Origin of the sequence: Pantoea sp. ARC270 (assembly GCF_003236725.1) — a bacterium.
Taxonomy (GTDB): Bacteria; Pseudomonadota; Gammaproteobacteria; order Enterobacterales; family Enterobacteriaceae; genus Pantoea; species Pantoea anthophila.
This window is the reverse complement of sequence record NZ_PUGA01000045.1, coordinates 24,052-39,521: the sequence shown is the minus strand read 5'-3', so window position 1 is coordinate 39,521 and position 15,470 is coordinate 24,052. Positions and strand designations below refer to the sequence as shown.

At 56.3% G+C, this 15,470-nt stretch carries 13 protein-coding genes; 6 read left to right on the top strand and 7 right to left on the bottom strand.

What is annotated here, in order from left to right; genetic code table 11:
- The 5 genes from yeiB to mglC all read left to right on the top strand — a co-directional run.
- On the top strand, positions 1-1,030 hold a 1,030-nt coding region (yeiB, locus tag CKF42_RS18365), incomplete at its 5' end, for a DUF418 domain-containing protein YeiB (protein WP_111208867.1).
- Between the two features lie 147 nt (positions 1,031-1,177).
- Positions 1,178-2,218 (top strand): HTH-type transcriptional regulator GalS, encoded by a 1,041-nt coding sequence (gene galS, locus CKF42_RS18360; RefSeq protein WP_009089173.1) that lies wholly within the window; start codon positions 1,178-1,180, stop codon positions 2,216-2,218.
- 307 nt (positions 2,219-2,525) lie between these two features.
- On the top strand, positions 2,526-3,521 hold the full coding sequence (gene mglB, locus CKF42_RS18355) for a galactose/glucose ABC transporter substrate-binding protein MglB (RefSeq protein ID WP_009089175.1): 996 nt from the start codon (positions 2,526-2,528) through the stop codon (positions 3,519-3,521).
- Positions 3,522-3,589: 68 nt separating this feature from the next.
- Entirely contained in the window at positions 3,590-5,110 is a 1,521-nt protein-coding gene (mglA, locus tag CKF42_RS18350; protein ID WP_046102225.1) for a galactose/methyl galactoside ABC transporter ATP-binding protein MglA, read from the top strand.
- 19 nt (positions 5,111-5,129) lie between these two features.
- A complete protein-coding gene (mglC, locus tag CKF42_RS18345) occupies positions 5,130-6,140 on the top strand; it encodes a galactose/methyl galactoside ABC transporter permease MglC (RefSeq protein WP_009089178.1) in 1,011 nt (336 codons plus the stop codon).
- A 386-nt stretch (positions 6,141-6,526) separates the two neighbouring features.
- Here mglC and sanA read toward each other — a convergent pair whose 3' ends face one another.
- The 6 genes from sanA to metG form a co-directional block, all read right to left on the bottom strand.
- Positions 6,527-7,246, bottom strand: a complete 720-nt coding sequence (gene sanA, locus CKF42_RS18340) for an outer membrane permeability protein SanA (RefSeq protein WP_058956707.1) — start codon at positions 7,244-7,246, stop codon at positions 6,527-6,529.
- Between the two features lie 135 nt (positions 7,247-7,381).
- Entirely contained in the window at positions 7,382-9,079 is a 1,698-nt protein-coding gene (locus CKF42_RS18335) for an NAD-dependent malic enzyme (protein ID WP_009089183.1), read from the bottom strand.
- Between the two features lie 267 nt (positions 9,080-9,346).
- Positions 9,347-10,237, bottom strand: a complete 891-nt coding sequence (cdd, locus tag CKF42_RS18330) for a cytidine deaminase (RefSeq protein ID WP_111208866.1) — start codon at positions 10,235-10,237, stop codon at positions 9,347-9,349.
- Positions 10,238-10,357: 120 nt separating this feature from the next.
- The gene (locus CKF42_RS18325) at positions 10,358-11,050 is read right to left on the bottom strand and encodes a CidB/LrgB family autolysis modulator (protein WP_009089186.1); all 693 of its coding nucleotides are present in this window, start codon (positions 11,048-11,050) and stop codon (positions 10,358-10,360) included.
- Entirely contained in the window at positions 11,043-11,435 is a 393-nt protein-coding gene (locus CKF42_RS18320; protein ID WP_009089187.1) for a CidA/LrgA family protein, read from the bottom strand. The genes CKF42_RS18325 and CKF42_RS18320 overlap by 8 nt, the downstream gene beginning before the upstream one ends.
- Before the next feature lie 206 nt (positions 11,436-11,641).
- The gene (gene metG, locus CKF42_RS18315) at positions 11,642-13,675 is read right to left on the bottom strand and encodes a methionine--tRNA ligase (RefSeq protein ID WP_111208865.1); all 2,034 of its coding nucleotides are present in this window, start codon (positions 13,673-13,675) and stop codon (positions 11,642-11,644) included.
- Between the two features lie 175 nt (positions 13,676-13,850).
- Here metG and apbC point away from each other — a divergent pair, with 175 nt between their 5' ends.
- Positions 13,851-14,963 (top strand): iron-sulfur cluster carrier protein ApbC, encoded by a 1,113-nt coding sequence (apbC, locus tag CKF42_RS18310; RefSeq protein ID WP_111208864.1) that lies wholly within the window; start codon positions 13,851-13,853, stop codon positions 14,961-14,963.
- On the opposite strand, the gene CKF42_RS18305 is transcribed toward apbC, so the two are convergent.
- Positions 14,960-15,415 (bottom strand): GNAT family N-acetyltransferase, encoded by a 456-nt coding sequence (locus tag CKF42_RS18305; protein ID WP_111208863.1) that lies wholly within the window; start codon positions 15,413-15,415, stop codon positions 14,960-14,962. The two genes, apbC and CKF42_RS18305, sit on opposite strands and share 4 nt — an antisense overlap.
- Positions 15,416-15,470: the final 55 nt, after the last annotated feature.

Here is a 15,470-nt window from a genome sequence, read left to right as displayed (position 1 = left end):
CGCTGACGCCTGGACATGGGCCCTCTCCGATACCTTTGCCCAGCTCAAATTCCTTACGCTGTTTGCGCTGCTGTTTGGTGCCGGTCTGCAGATGCAACTGCCGCGCGGCAGTCGCTGGCTGACTGCCCGGCTGTCACTGCTGGTGCTGATCGGTTTTCTGCACGGGGTGTTTCTCTGGGAGGGGGACATCCTGCTCGATTACGGCATCATCGGGCTGGTGGTGTGGCGGGTCGTGCGCGATGTCCCTTCCACCCGCAGCCTGATGAATACCGGTATTCTGCTTTACCTGGTGGGTTGCGGTGTGCTGCTGGTATTCGGGTCGATCTCCGATCCTGAGCCGACCCGCTCCTGGCTGCCCGGCGCGGCCGATCTGCAATATGAGCGCTACTGGAAACTGGCCGGCGGCTGGGAAGCGATTCAGAACCGGCTTGATCACCTCTCATCGGGGCTGATGGCGCTGGCGGCGCAGTATGGCTGGCAGCTGGCAGGCCTGATGATGATCGGTGGCGCGCTGCTGCGCTGTGGCTGGCTGACGGGCCAGTTTCCCCTGCGGCACTACCGTCAGGCCGCCGTCGTGCTGCTGACGGCAGGATTCTCGATAGCGGTGGCCGGTGTCGCTGCGCAGTGGCTGTTACACTGGGAGTTCCGCTGGAGCGGCTTTTATCTGCAGACCCCGCGCGACCTTGCCAGCCCGCTGATCAGCCTGGGCTATGCGGCGCTCTGTCTGGCCTGGTGGCCGCAGATTTCACGCTGGCGGTTCAGTTATGCCATTCAGTGTGTCGGGCGCATGGCGCTGACCAACTACCTGATGCAGTCGCTGATCTGTACCACGCTGTTCTACCGCTTTGGCTTCTATATGCACTTTACCCGGCTGGAGCTGGTGCTGATGGTGCCTGCGGTCTGGCTTATCAATATCCTCTTTTCACTCATCTGGTTACATTTCTTCGCACAGGGCCCGCTGGAGTGGCTGTGGCGGCGGCTTACCCAGCTCTCAGCCGGAAAACCACGCCTGTCCGACCACGCCAGATAATGACCGCCATCACAAAGGTTACAGAATTGTATGTAACCGCTTTCATTGATGTGACGCAATTCACGCTGCACATCGCCCGCCCCTGACAAAATAGCGCCGGTGTTCAACCCGGCGTGATGCCCTCTTTTTCCTTTCTGGAACTGCTGCATGATAACAATTCGTGATGTTGCCCGTCAGGCTGGCGTCTCAGTGGCGACCGTATCGCGCGTCCTCAATCAGAGCAGCGCCGTCACCTCTGATACCCGCGACGCTGTGTTACAGGCGGTTGAGGCGCTGGGGTATCGTCCTAACGCCAACGCGCAGGCGCTGGCGACTCAGGTCAGCGACACCATCGGGGTGGTGGTGATGGATGTTTCCGATCCCTTTTTTGGCGCACTGGTTAAAGCGGTGGATACCGTGGCGCAGCGCGTCCATAAGCATGTCCTCATCAGCAACTCCTGGCATCAGGAAGAGAAAGAGCGTCATGCCATTGAAGTGCTGATCCGCCAGCGTTGCAGCGCCCTGGTGGTGCACGCGAAAACGCTTTCAGACGCGGAGCTGGCAGACTTTATGCAGCATGTGCCGGGCATGGTTGTCATCAATCGCGTCATACCGGGATTTGAGCAGCGCAGCGTCAGTCTGGATAACGTCGCCGGTGCGCTGATGGCCTCCCGGACCCTGATACAACAGGGGCATAGCCGCATCGGCTATCTCTGTTCCAGTCATCCTATCGAAGATGTCGCCCAGCGTCGCGAAGGGTGGATGCAGGCGATGGCAGAGCAGGGCATCCGGCCGCATGAGAGCTGGATTGCCAGCGCAGAGCCCGACATGCAGGGCGGCGAAGCGGCGATGGTGGAGCTGCTGGGGCGCAATCTCAATCTCAGCGCGGTGTTTGCTTACAACGACGGCATGGCAGCGGGCGCGCTCACGGCGCTGAAAGACAACGGCATTCAGGTGCCACAGCATTTTTCTGTCATTGGCTTTGATGACATCCCCATCTCGCGTTACACCGACCCCCAGCTTACTACTGTGCGTTATCCTATTGTTTCTATGGCAAAAATTGCGACAGAGCTGGCGCTGCAGGGGGCGGCAGGCCTGCTGGATGACACCGCCACGCACATCTTTATGCCGACGCTGGTGCGGCGTCATTCAGTCGCGCAGCGGCAAAATGTGGAGTCCGTCACTAATTCAGGCGATTCAGCCATGTAACCGCTTTCAATCTGTGATTACATTCACAGTTAATTAACATTGCTCTCACTATGATGGCAGCGTCTTACCGGACTGAAACATTATGTAACGCCAGTGTAACGGCATCAGTTGTGGTCTCAGTAGCCGGTTAACGGGTTCATCCCCTCTTCACGGACGTGTTCAGGCACAGGGAAGTCAGGTTTTAGACGGCGTCAGCGGTAAGCGGCAAATTGCGCAGACTGCCCCGCCGATCTGTTTTACCGATTGCTTTCGCGCCACGTTGCGCGGCAGCGCTAAAAAGACCCTGCATAATAAAACCGGAGATACCATGAATAAGAAGGTTTTCACGCTTACCGCACTGGTTGCCAGCATGATGTTTGGTGCAACCGCTCACGCAGCTGACACCCGTATCGGCGTGACCATTTACAAATATGATGACAACTTCATGTCAATGGTGCGCAAAGACATTGAGAAAGAAGCGAAAACCCTTGGCGGCATTCAGCTGCTGATGAATGACTCGCAGAACGACCAGTCCAAACAGAACGACCAGGTTGACGTACTGATGGCAAAAGGCGTGAAAGCGCTGGCCATTAACCTGGTTGACCCGGCTGCCGCGGCCGTAGTGGTCGACAAAGCGCGCGCGAATGACGTGCCGGTGGTCTTCTTCAACAAAGAGCCTAACGCGAAAGTGCTGGCCGGTTATGACAAAGCCTACTATGTCGGGACCGACTCTAAAGAGTCCGGCATCATTCAGGGGCAGCTGATTGAGAAACACTGGAAAGCGACCCCGGCCTGGGATCTGAACAAAGATGGCACCATCCAGTTTGTGCTGCTGAAAGGTGAGCCAGGCCATCCTGATGCGGAAGCCCGTACCAAATACGTGATCGATACGCTGAACAAAGATGGTCTGAAAACCCAGCAGTTAGCGATGGATACGGCGATGTGGGATACCGCACAGGCTAAAGATAAGATGGATGCGTGGCTGTCAGGCCCGAACGCGAAGAAAATCGAAGTCGTGATTGCCAACAACGATGCGATGGCGATGGGTGCCGTTGAAGCGCTGAAAGCGCACAACATGACCTCTATCCCGGTCTTCGGCGTCGATGCCCTGCCGGAAGCGATGGCGCTGGTGAAATCGGGTGCCCTGGCCGGTACCGTGCTGAACGATGCGGAAAACCAGGCGAAAGCCACGCTGGATATCGCCAACAACCTGGCTAACGGCAAAGCCGCGACCGAAGGTACGAACTTCAAGATGGTGGATAAGATCGTCCGCGTACCTTACGTTCCGGTTGATAAAGAGAATCTGGCTCAGTTCCAGAAGTAAGTTCGATTCCGGGCGCGACCCCTGTCGCGCCTTTTTTATGTCACCACCGTTTTTTAGCCAGGTAAAATATGGCCAGTGATAATACGACCGCGCAGCGAGAATATCTGCTGGAGATGAAGGATGTCTCAAAATCATTTCCCGGCGTTAAAGCGTTAGATAATGTGAATTTAAAAGTGCGGCCTCACTCTGTTCATGCGTTAATGGGCGAGAACGGTGCCGGTAAATCCACCTTATTAAAATGCCTGTTTGGTATTTATAAAAAAGATTCCGGCAGTATCCTGTTTCAGGGTAAAGAGATCGACTATAAAAGCTCCAAAGAGGCGCTGGAAAATGGCGTGTCGATGGTGCATCAGGAATTAAACCTGGTTCTGCAGCGCACCGTGATGGACAACATGTGGCTGGGGCGTTATCCGCGCAAAGGCTTCTTTGTCGATCAGGATAAGATGTATCAGGATACCAAAGCTATTTTTGACGAGCTGGATATCGATATCGATCCGCGCGACAAAGTGGCGAATTTGTCTGTGTCGCAGATGCAGATGATTGAAATTGCCAAAGCGTTCTCTTATGACGCAAAAATTGTGATTATGGATGAGCCGACCTCCTCATTAACGGAGAAAGAGGTTAATCACCTGTTCACGATTATTCGTAAGCTGAAAGATCGTGGCTGCGGCATCGTCTATATCTCTCATAAAATGGAAGAGATTTTCCAGCTGTGTGATGAGATTACCATTCTGCGTGACGGACAGTGGATTGCGACTCAGCCGCTGGAAGGGCTGGATATGGATAAGATCATCGCGATGATGGTCGGCCGTTCACTGAACCAGCGTTTTCCTGACCGTACCAACGTGCCGGGGGAAACCATTCTTGAGGTGCGGAATCTGACCTCTCTGCGTCAGCCTTCGATTCGTGACATCTCATTTGATCTGCGTAAAGGGGAGATCCTCGGCATCGCCGGGCTGGTGGGCGCCAAACGTACCGATATCGTCGAAACGCTGTTTGGCATTCGCGAAAAATCGGGCGGCACCATCAAACTGCATGGTAAACCGATTAATAACCACAGTGCGAATGAAGCGATTAATCACGGTTTCGCACTGGTGACGGAAGAGCGTCGCTCAACCGGTATTTATGCTTATCTGGATATCGGATTTAACTCCCTTATCTCGAATATTAAAAAATATAAAAGCAGTATGGGGCTGCTGGATAATAAACGCATGAAAAGTGACACCCAGTGGGTGATCGATTCCATGCGGGTAAAAACGCCGGGCCACCATACGCAGATTGGTTCGCTTTCGGGCGGTAATCAGCAAAAGGTGATTATTGGCCGCTGGTTATTGACCCAGCCTGAAATCCTGATGCTTGATGAACCAACACGCGGTATTGATGTTGGTGCAAAATTCGAAATTTACCAGCTGATTGCTGAGCTGGCGAAAAGAGAGAAGGGCATCATTATTATCTCATCCGAAATGCCGGAGCTGTTAGGCATTACCGATCGTATTCTGGTAATGAGTAATGGTCTGGTAGCAGGCATAGTTGATACCAAAACGACCACGCAGAACGAAATATTGCGTTTAGCGTCATTACACCTTTAATGAAGCAAGGGCTGTTAACATGAAAGCGACTACAAAAAAGAATGCGCTAACCTGGTTAAAAGAGGGCGGCATTTATGTCGTGCTGCTGGTATTGCTGGCTATTATTATTTTCCAGGACCCGACATTTTTAAGTTTAATGAACCTGAGTAATATCCTGACCCAGTCTTCAGTGCGCATTATTATTGCACTGGGTGTAGCGGGCCTGATTGTGACCCAGGGTACTGACCTGTCAGCCGGACGTCAGGTTGGTCTGGCGGCGGTTGTGGCAGCGACGCTGCTGCAGTCGATGGACAACGCGAACAAAGTGTTCCCGACGCTGGATACGGTGCCAATTCCGCTGGTTATCCTGACCGTGTGTGTGATCGGGGGAGTGATTGGTCTGGTGAACGGTGTGATCATTGCCTATCTGAAGGTGACGCCTTTTATCACCACGCTGGGCACCATGATTATCGTTTACGGTATTAACTCACTCTATTACGACTATGTGGGTGCGTCACCGATTGCCGGTTTTGATGCAGGCTTCTCGAAATTCGCTCAGGGCTTTTTGCGGTTTGGTGATTTTAAACTGTCGTTTATCACCTTCTACGCGGTGATTGCGATTGTGTTCGTCTGGGTGCTGTGGAACAAAACCCGTTTCGGCAAAAACATTTTCGCTATCGGGGGTAACCCGGAAGCGGCGAAAGTGTCAGGCGTGAACGTGCCGCTGAACCTGATCCTGATTTATGCGCTGTCTGGTGTGTTCTACGCCTTTGGCGGGATGCTGGAAGCGGGTCGTATCGGTTCGGCGACTAACAACCTCGGCTTTATGTATGAGCTGGATGCGATTGCAGCCTGTGTAGTCGGCGGCGTCTCATTCGCCGGGGGGGTGGGCAGCGTGGCGGGTGTGGTAACCGGTGTGTTGATCTTCACCGTTATCAACTACGGTCTGACCTATATCGGCGTTAACCCTTACTGGCAGTACATTATTAAAGGCGGCATCATCATCTTCGCCGTGGCGCTGGATTCACTGAAGTATTCGCGTAAGAAGTAACGTTCTCTGCTGCGAAAAAAGCGACCTTCGGGTCGCTTTTTTTATGAGGATGGCGCTGGGCGGTTGATGTGAGACGGAGTATGCGAAGGGAACAGGGTCAGATCGGAAAGGCGCAAAAGCTGTTGTCCGTGACACACCCGGCCTGCTTTGTTTATGGGAGAGGGCTGTAGGTCATTGCTTTAAGACGGAGTCTGCGCAGGAAACAGGGTCAGATCGGAAAGACGCAAAAGCCGTCATCCATGACACGCTCGGCCCGCGCCGTCCCTGGCGCGGGACGCTTTCCTCTTCTGACCCAATTCCCTGCGCGTTGGGCTTATTCGTTGCTGTCAGAATTCACTGAGCCTTTAACATGAATGCCAGACTGCAACACGTTGCTGGCAACTGAGCTACTTCCGTAACTTCTGTTCCAGCTCCAGCAGCTGTTCCGGCGTCACAGCAGGATAACTCTGCGCATCCTCCGGGACGGTTCGCACGGCGGGAATCGGCACCAGCGGGCCGAGAAAACGAGGTTCACGCTTGAGCAGGAAGAGGTCTGCCAGCGCACCCAGCCGGGCCCCGACTTCACGGAAGCGCACGCTAAGCATGTTCTTCGGCGAGGGCACGGCATAACACTGCGCCTGGATGCCCAGTTGCAGGGCGATGAAGAGCGCGCGCTCACAATGAAAACGCTGCGTGATGATAATGAAGTCGTTGGTATCAAAGACCTTACGGGTACGTACGATCGAATCCAGCGTGCGGAATCCGGCGTAGTCGAGCACGATATCGGCCGGATCGACGCCCGCTTTGATTAAATCACGGCGCATTGTCATCGGCTCGTTATAACTCTGCAGCGCATTATCCCCGCTCAGCAGCAGATAATTGACTTTACCGCTGTTGTAGGCGTTCAGCGCACCCTGCATCCGATAGAGGTAATACTGATTGATCACGCCGGTGCGGTAATATTTTGCCGTTCCCAGTACCACGCCCACCTGACGATGCGGCAGAGAAGAGACATTTTCGTAGATGAAAGGCGCCGTTTTCCAGCTGATCCAGCGATCGAGGCCGAGCGCAGTTGCCACCATCACTAAGATGATGAAAAGCAGACCAATGAAAACGCGTTTCAGCATGCGCCTGGAGACTCGGTGTCAGAATGTTGAGATGGCACAAGGCTACTTGAGGCGTCGCAGCGAAGCAAGTTACTGCCGGCTGGCTGTGCGCTTTTTGAACACTGCCGGACCCCATCAGGTCCGGCAGGCTGAAGATTAAATCGAGGTACGGCGATAGTGACGGTACTGCGGCAGCCAGAAGTTGTTGGCAATAGCCTGTGACAACACATCTTCTGAGGTCACCACGGCAACGCCTGCCAGCTGAGCGGCTTTGCCCACTTCCATCGCAATGATCTTCGACACGCCCTGGATATCTTTGATCTCAGGCAGTACCGGGCCTTCGCCTTCGTTGACCAGCGGAGAGCAGTCAGCCAGTGCGCGGCTGGCGGTCATCAGCATGCTGTCGGTGACGCGGCTGGCGCCTGAGGCAATCACACCCAGACCAATTCCCGGGAAGATGTAGGAGTTGTTGCACTGCGCGATCGGATAGGTTTTACCGTTCCAGCTTACTGGCGAGAACGGGCTGCCAGTGGCGACCAGTGCTGCACCGTCAGTCCAGGCGATGATATCGGCTGGCGTCGCTTCCACGCGTGATGTCGGGTTCGACAGTGGCATCACGATAGGGCGCTTACAGTGCTTGTGCATCTCACGGATGATCTCTTCGGTGAACAGACCCGGCTGACCGGAAACACCAATCAGGATATCGGGCTGGGCATTGCGCACTACGTCCAGCAGCGAGATTGAGTCGCTGGCGACATCCCAGTTCTGCAGGTTTTCGCTCTTCTGCACCAGCTTGCTCTGGAAATCGAGCAGGTTAGGCAGTTTGTCCGTAAGCAGACCAAAACGATCCACCATCATCACCCGGCTACGGGCTTCGTCGTCGCTCAGACCTTCAGATTTCATCTGCGCAATGATCTGCTCAGCGATACCACAACCCGCGGAACCGGCTCCCAGGAAGACCACTTTCTGCTCGCACAGACGGCTGCCGGCTGCGCGGCTGGCGGCGATCAGCGTGCCGACGGTGACGGCGGCAGTGCCCTGAATATCATCGTTAAAGCAGCAGACCTCTTCGCGATAGCGGTTCAGCAACGGCATCGCGTTCTTCTGGGCGAAATCTTCGAACTGCAACAGCACTTTCGGCCAGCGGCGCTTAACGGCCTGAATGAACTCATTGACGAAGGCGTCATACTCTTCGCCGGTGATACGCGGATGACGCCAGCCCATATAGAGCGGGTCGTTCAGCAGCTGCTGGTTATTGGTGCCGACATCCAGCACGACCGGCAGGGTGTAAGCCGGGCTGATGCCGCCGCAGGCGGTATAGAGTGAAAGCTTACCAATCGGAATCCCCATTCCACCGATGCCCTGGTCGCCCAGACCCAGGATACGCTCGCCATCGGTCACCACAATCACCTTCACATTCTGTTTGGTGGCGTTCTGCAGCATATCTTCGATGCGATCGCGGTTCGGGTAGGAGATGAAAACGCCACGCGCACGACGGTAGATTTCAGAGAAATGTTCGCAGGCTGCGCCGACGGTCGGGGTGTAGATGATGGGCATCATCTCTTCGAGATGGTTATCCAGCAGGCGGTAGAACAGCGTTTCGTTCGTGTCCTGGATGTTTCGCAGGTAGACGTGCTTATCGTTATTGTTTTTGAAGTCCTGGAACTGACGCCAGGCACGCTTTGCCTGCTCTTCAATCGACTCCACCGCTTCAGGCAGCAGACCATTGAGGTTAAATTCGTTACGTTCTTCGAGGGTAAAGGCGCTGCCTTTGTTCAGCAGGGGAAATTCAAGCAAAATCGGGCCAGCATATGGGATATAAAGCGGGCGTTTACTTTCGTAGTCGAGTTCCATGCGGTGATGCTCCGGTTGCAGTGTTGTCTGGCGTCACGCCGGAAAGGTAGCGCCAGTTTTCTTACCCGTTATAGCTCAGACTGCAGGCCTGTAGCGGCAGGGTCACCGCTGCGGGAAATTCACGACCGTGCTGCCATCCTGCAACCTGAATTATTCAGAGTAATTTGTCATGACGTGAATTCTGGCGCCAGATCCTATGAAATTTCCCGCAGAAGTACAGCGTTTGTTCATAAAAGCTCACAAAACTGTGGCCTTTCTGACAGCCGGTTATGCTTTGTTCAGCGTCACATGCAGCAGCTCACTGCAGCCAAATGTCTGCAGCGTGGCTTGCGTGGCGGCAAACTGGCTCAGCGTGGCATTTTCTGCTTCCGCTAATACCGCTCTTTTTATCTGACGGACATCGCCGCCCTGCATGTTCAGCCGCACCAGCGCCGCCTGAAGGGGCGGGAAGCTGGGATTAAACGCGGCGTTTTCCGCATAGCGGCCGGTGACAATCGAACCGCTCACGGTCAGCAGCGCAACCCCGGCGTGCGACTGGCTGTAGGGGGCGTGACTGGCATTGGCGGCGGCAACGGCCGCCTGCACCAGTTCGTCACCTGTAGCGACGTAGCCGTGATCAACGCGGTCCATCAGGAAAGTGCTGATGTCGAGGTCGCGCGGGCCAAATGCATCCGGCAGATAGTCAGCCAGGGTACTCACTGCGCGCTGCGGCAGGCTGATACGAATAGCGGTGCCGCTGTTCAGCTCGTTCATAAACTGGCGGCAGTGACCGCACGGCGTGTAGTTGACGGTGATGCTCTCCAGCTGCGGCTCGCCACACAGCCAGGCGTGGGTAATCGCGCTCTGCTCGGCGTGAACCGTCTGCTGCAGGGGGGCGCCGACAAACTCCATGTTCGCCCCGAAGTACCAGGCACCGCTGACGCCACGGGCGATCGCGCCGACGTTGAAGTGGGAGACGGTGGCGACAGCGCAGGCCGCTGCCAGGGGCAGCAGCGCCAGCGCCAGCGTATCGGCGTCCATCTGCGTCTGTTGCTGCAGTGCAGCGACCTGGCTGGCGCTCAGTCGCGCCTGAAAGTCAGGATCGTCCAGCAGGGGAGCCAGCGCCGTTTGCAGCGTGGATGGCAATGCCTCAAAAGCGGAGAGGAAACGGGATTGCATGAGAGCCTCATTAAATTCAGCAGGGCGACGTGCCGGTCACCGGTTTATATGTGATCCAGGTCGCTCTGACAATGTAACCTGTGTTGCATGTTTCAACTTTGCGAGATCTCTCGCAAAGTTTTAGCCAAACCAGTGCAGCAGCAGCGGAAAAACAAAGGGGGCCAGCAGTGAGGTGATGATGCCGCAGATCACCAGGGCCAGCGAGCTGAAGGCACCCTCCTGAAAATCGAGTTCGGCTGCACGCGCCGTGCCGAGTGCATGTGACGCATTGCCAATTGCCAGACCGCGTGCGGCTTTAGACTTCACGCCGAGCAGGTTCAGCACCATATGACCGAAGACCGCACCCAGCACCCCGGCGATCAGCACACAGATGGCGCTGATGGCCGGAATACCGTGCAATGAACCGGAGACGGCCATGGCAATCGGTGTGGTCACCGATTTCGGCACGATAGTGGCCGCAATTTCGGGCGTCGCCCCCAGCCAGAGCGCAATGGCCGTGCCCGAGGTCATGGCGGTCAGGCTGCCGATAAAGCAGACGCCGATAATGGATTTCCAGCGGGCGCGGATCTGATGGATCTGTTCATAGAGCGGCAGTGCCAGGGCCACCACCGCCGGTTGCAGCAGCTGATTGAGAATCTGGCTGCCGGCGAAATAGCGCGAGTAGGGCAGCTGCAACAGCAGCAGTATCGGAATAATTATCGCCATCGCGACCAGCAGCGGATTGAGCAGGGGGAGCTTCAGCCGTATTGCCAGTTTGCGCGCCAGGAAAAAGGCCGCCAGCGTCAGCGGTAGTGACCACCAGATTTCACTCATCGCCCGACTCCCCGGCCGGCTTCCGGCTGTGCAGCTTGTGGGCGCTCACGCCGACAATCGAGAGCACCAGAAGGGTGCTGACGACACAGGAGATCACGATAGGGCCAAACTGCGCGGTCAGCACATCGGTGTAGTTCATCACCCCAACGCTGATCGGCACAAACAGCAGGGCCATATAGCGAATCAGCAGATGACAGCCCGGTTTCACCCAGCTTACCGGCAGGATTTGCGACGCGAGCAGGGCAAACAGAATTAACATGCCGATAATGCTGCCGGGCAGGGTAATGGGCAGCAGCGAGGCGATGCCGATTCCGGCATACAGGCAGAGATAGATGATGATAAAGGCGCGCAGATAGCGCCCGCAGACAGACAGCACGGTGAGCATGGCAGGCTCCTGTTTTTACTGAGCTTCATCATACGCATTAACCGCTTAGCGTGCTAGCGATCACATTTATGCGCCGGAAAGCGGCAGGAGAGGAGGCCGCGCTCACCTGTGCAGGAAGAGAGCGTGCGTGGCGGATATAAAAAAACCCTTCGCACCTGCAGAGGCGCAAAGGGTTTCAGTCCGGAACGGATTTCGTCAGCGGCGGGTTACTTAACCGGCATACCCGGTACCGCACCGCTATCCACGGAGAGCACGAAGAGATCTTTGCCGCCCGGTCCTGCTGACAGCACCATGCCTTCAGAGATGCCGAAGCGCATCTTACGTGGTGCGAGGTTGGCGACGATGATGGTCATTTTACCGACCAGCACTGACGGATCAGGATAAGCGGCGCGGATGCCGGAGAAGATCTGACGCTTTTCCCCGCCCAGGTCAAGTTGCAGACGCAGCAGCTTGTCTGAGCCCTCAACCAGTTCCGCCTGCTCAATCAGCGCCACGCGCATATCCACTTTGGCAAAATCGTCGATGTTGATGGGCTCACCGACAGGTGACTCTGCCAGCGGGCCGCTTGCGGCCGGTGCAGCTGCGGCAGCGGCATCCTCTTTTGAGGCCGCAATCAGTCCCTCAACCTTCGCCATTTCAATGCGGCTGTAGAGCGCTTTAAACGGCGCGACCTGGTGATCCAGCAGCGGCTGGGCGATAGCATCCCAGCTCAGCTCGCACTTCAGGAAATCTTCGGCGCGTGCGCTCAGGGAAGGCAGCACCGGCTTCAGCCAGGTCATCAGGATGCGGAACAGGTTGATACCCATCGAGCAGATAGCCTGCAGGTCGGCATCGCGGCCTTCCTGCTTCGCCACCACCCACGGTGCCTGCTCATCGACATAGCGGTTAGCCAGGTCGGCCAGCGCCATGATCTCACGAATCGCACGGCTGAACTCACGGCTGGCCCAGGCTTCACCAATCTTCTCTGAGGCATCCACGAAGGTCTGATAAAGGGCCGGATCGGCCAGCTCAGCCGCCAGCTTGCCGTCAAAGCGTTTGGTGATAAAGCCCGCGTTACGTGACGCCAGGTTAACCACTTTATTGACAATGTCGGCGTTCACGCGCTGAACAAAATCTTCCATGTTCAGGTCGATATCGTCGATGCGTGAAGAGAGTTTCGCCGCATAGTAATAGCGCAGGCTGTCGGCATCCAGATGCTGCAGCCAGGTGCTGGCCTTAATAAAGGTGCCACGCGACTTCGACATTTTTGCACCGTTGACGGTGACATAGCCGTGCACAAACAGGTTGTTTGGCTTGCGGAAGTTGCTGCCTTCCAGCATCGCGGGCCAGAACAGGCTGTGGAAATAGACGATATCTTTACCGATGAAGTGGTACAGCTCGGTGGTGGAGTCTTTACGCCAGAACTCGTCGAAGTCGATGTCGCCGCGCTTATCGCACAGGTTTTTGAACGAGCCCATATAGCCGATAGGCGCATCCAGCCAGACGTAGAAATATTTGCCCGGCGCACCCGGAATTTCAAAGCCGAAGTAAGGCGCATCGCGGGAGATATCCCACTGCTGCAGGCCCGACTCAAACCACTCCTGCATTTTGTTCGCAACCTGATCCTGCAGTGCGCCAGAACGGGTCCAGGCACGCAGCATCTCGCTGAAGGAGGGCAGATCAAAGAAGAAGTGTTCGGAATCACGCAGCACCGGCGTCGCACCGGACACCACGGATTTCGGATCGATCAGCTCTGTCGGGCTGTAGGTCGCGCTGCAGACTTCGCAGTTGTCGCCATACTGGTCAGGTGACTTACATTTCGGGCAGGTGCCTTTCACAAAGCGATCCGGCAGGAACATCCCTTTTTCCGGGTCATACAGCTGCGAAATCGTGCGGTTCTTGATGAAACCGTTCTCTTTCAGGCGACCGTAGATCAGCCCGGCCAGCTCACGGTTTTCGTCGCCATGCGTTGAGTGATAGTTGTCATAGCTGATATTGAAACCGGCAAAGTCCGTTTCATGCTCCTGTTTCATTTCTGCAATCATCTGCTCCGGTGCAATCCCCAGCTGCTGCGCTTTCAGCATGATAGGGGTACCGTGCGCATCGTCGGCGCAGATGAAATAAACCTGATTGCCACGCATTCGCTGATAACGCACCCAAATGTCTGCCTGGATATGCTCGAGCATGTGGCCGAGATGGATTGATCCGTTCGCGTAGGGCAGGGCGCACGTTACCAGAATTTTTTTAGCGACTTGAGTCATAGTTTGCGTAGCTTTCTGTTGATTGAAAAAACGGGCTTAGATGGTAACTGAAGGCTTCTCCTGCGTAAACACAAGGGATTCATCCCGCCAGTCGCCGCGAATCCATGTGCTTCTGATATCATTGAGGTTACCTCGCTGAAAACAGCGTAAGCAGAGCAGAAATAAGGAGTGAGGGATGACAGCACAATCCCGGGAACCGCATACGCCAGAAGGGCTGCGTGCCATTGTGGCTGGCGTACTGAAACGCTTTGAGCATCCGACCCTGCATCAGAACCTGACCGCGCTGAAGGCGCTGCATCATGTGGCGCAGCTTGACGGTACGCTGTACATTGAAGTGATGATGCCTTTTGCCTGGGCCAGCGGGTTCGACGCCCTGAAAGAGCAGGTCAGCGCCGAACTGCTGCGCCAGACCGGCGCGCGAGCGATCGACTGGCGGCTCAGTCATGATATTGCCACCCTGAAGCGGGTGAAAAATCAGCCGGGCGTAAACGGCGTGAAAAATATCATCGCGGTCAGCTCCGGCAAAGGGGGCGTCGGCAAATCGAGCACTGCCGTGAATATGGCGCTGGCGCTGGCCGCCGAAGGCGCGCGCGTCGGGATCCTCGACGCCGACATCTATGGCCCGTCAGTGCCGAACATGCTCGGCACGCAGGACCAGCGGCCGACTTCGCCGGATGGCACCCATATGGCCCCGATTATGGCGCACGGGCTGGCGACGAACTCGATTGGCTATCTGGTCACCGATGATAACGCGATGGTGTGGCGCGGCCCGATGGCCAGTAAAGCGCTGATGCAGCTGCTGAACGAGACGCTGTGGCCGGAACTGGATTATCTGGTGCTGGATATGCCTCCGGGTACCGGCGACATTCAGCTCACGCTGGCGCAGAACGTGCCGGTCACCGGGGCGCTGGTGGTCACCACGCCGCAGGATATTGCCCTGATTGATGCCCGCAAAGGGCTGGTGATGTTTGAGAAGGTCAATGTTCCGGTGCTGGGCGTGGTGGAAAATATGAGCCTGCATATCTGCAGTCAGTGCGGCTATCACGAGCCGATTTTCGGCACCGGCGGGGCGCAGAAACTGGTTGAGGATTACCAGACGCAGCTGCTGGCCCAGCTGCCGCTGCACATCGACCTGCGCGAAGATCTCGATGAAGGCGAACCGACGGTGATCCGCCGGCCTGACAGCGATTTTACCGCGCTCTATCGCCAGCTGGCCGGACGCGTCGCCGCCCAGCTCTACTGGCAGGGTGAGGTGATCCCTGGCGAGATCGCCTTCCGCGCACTCTAAGCCCGACCCGACCCGCTGGCATAGGCCGAGGCCAGCGGGTAGTGCATCAGCACGTAGCCGCCATGCTCCCCTTCGCCTGCCGAAATCATCTTCCAGCCATGTTTCAGGTAAAACGCCTGGGCGGCTTTGTTCATCTGCAGACACTTCAGCGCCCCGGTTGAGGTGAAGCGCGCCTGGACCGCCTCCAGCAGGGCACTGCCCACGCCGCGCCCCTGCCAGTCGGGATCGACATAGAGACTGTGCAGAAAATTGTCGTTCTCCAGCAGTCCGGCAAACCCGACGCGCTGCCCCTCAGCCTCGGCGACCAGCACCGTCTCCCCCAGGATCACCCCATCAAAATCTTCCAGCTGCCACTCGCTGCCATCCAGCCAGCGCCAGTTATGCCGTCGCGCCGCCAGAAACAGCGTGCGCAGGAAAGGACGATCGGCTTCAGTAAACGGACGTATCTCCACAGCTCTGCTCCCTTTTTATCCGGTCTTACAAAACTAGCAGCGATTCGGGAAGAGA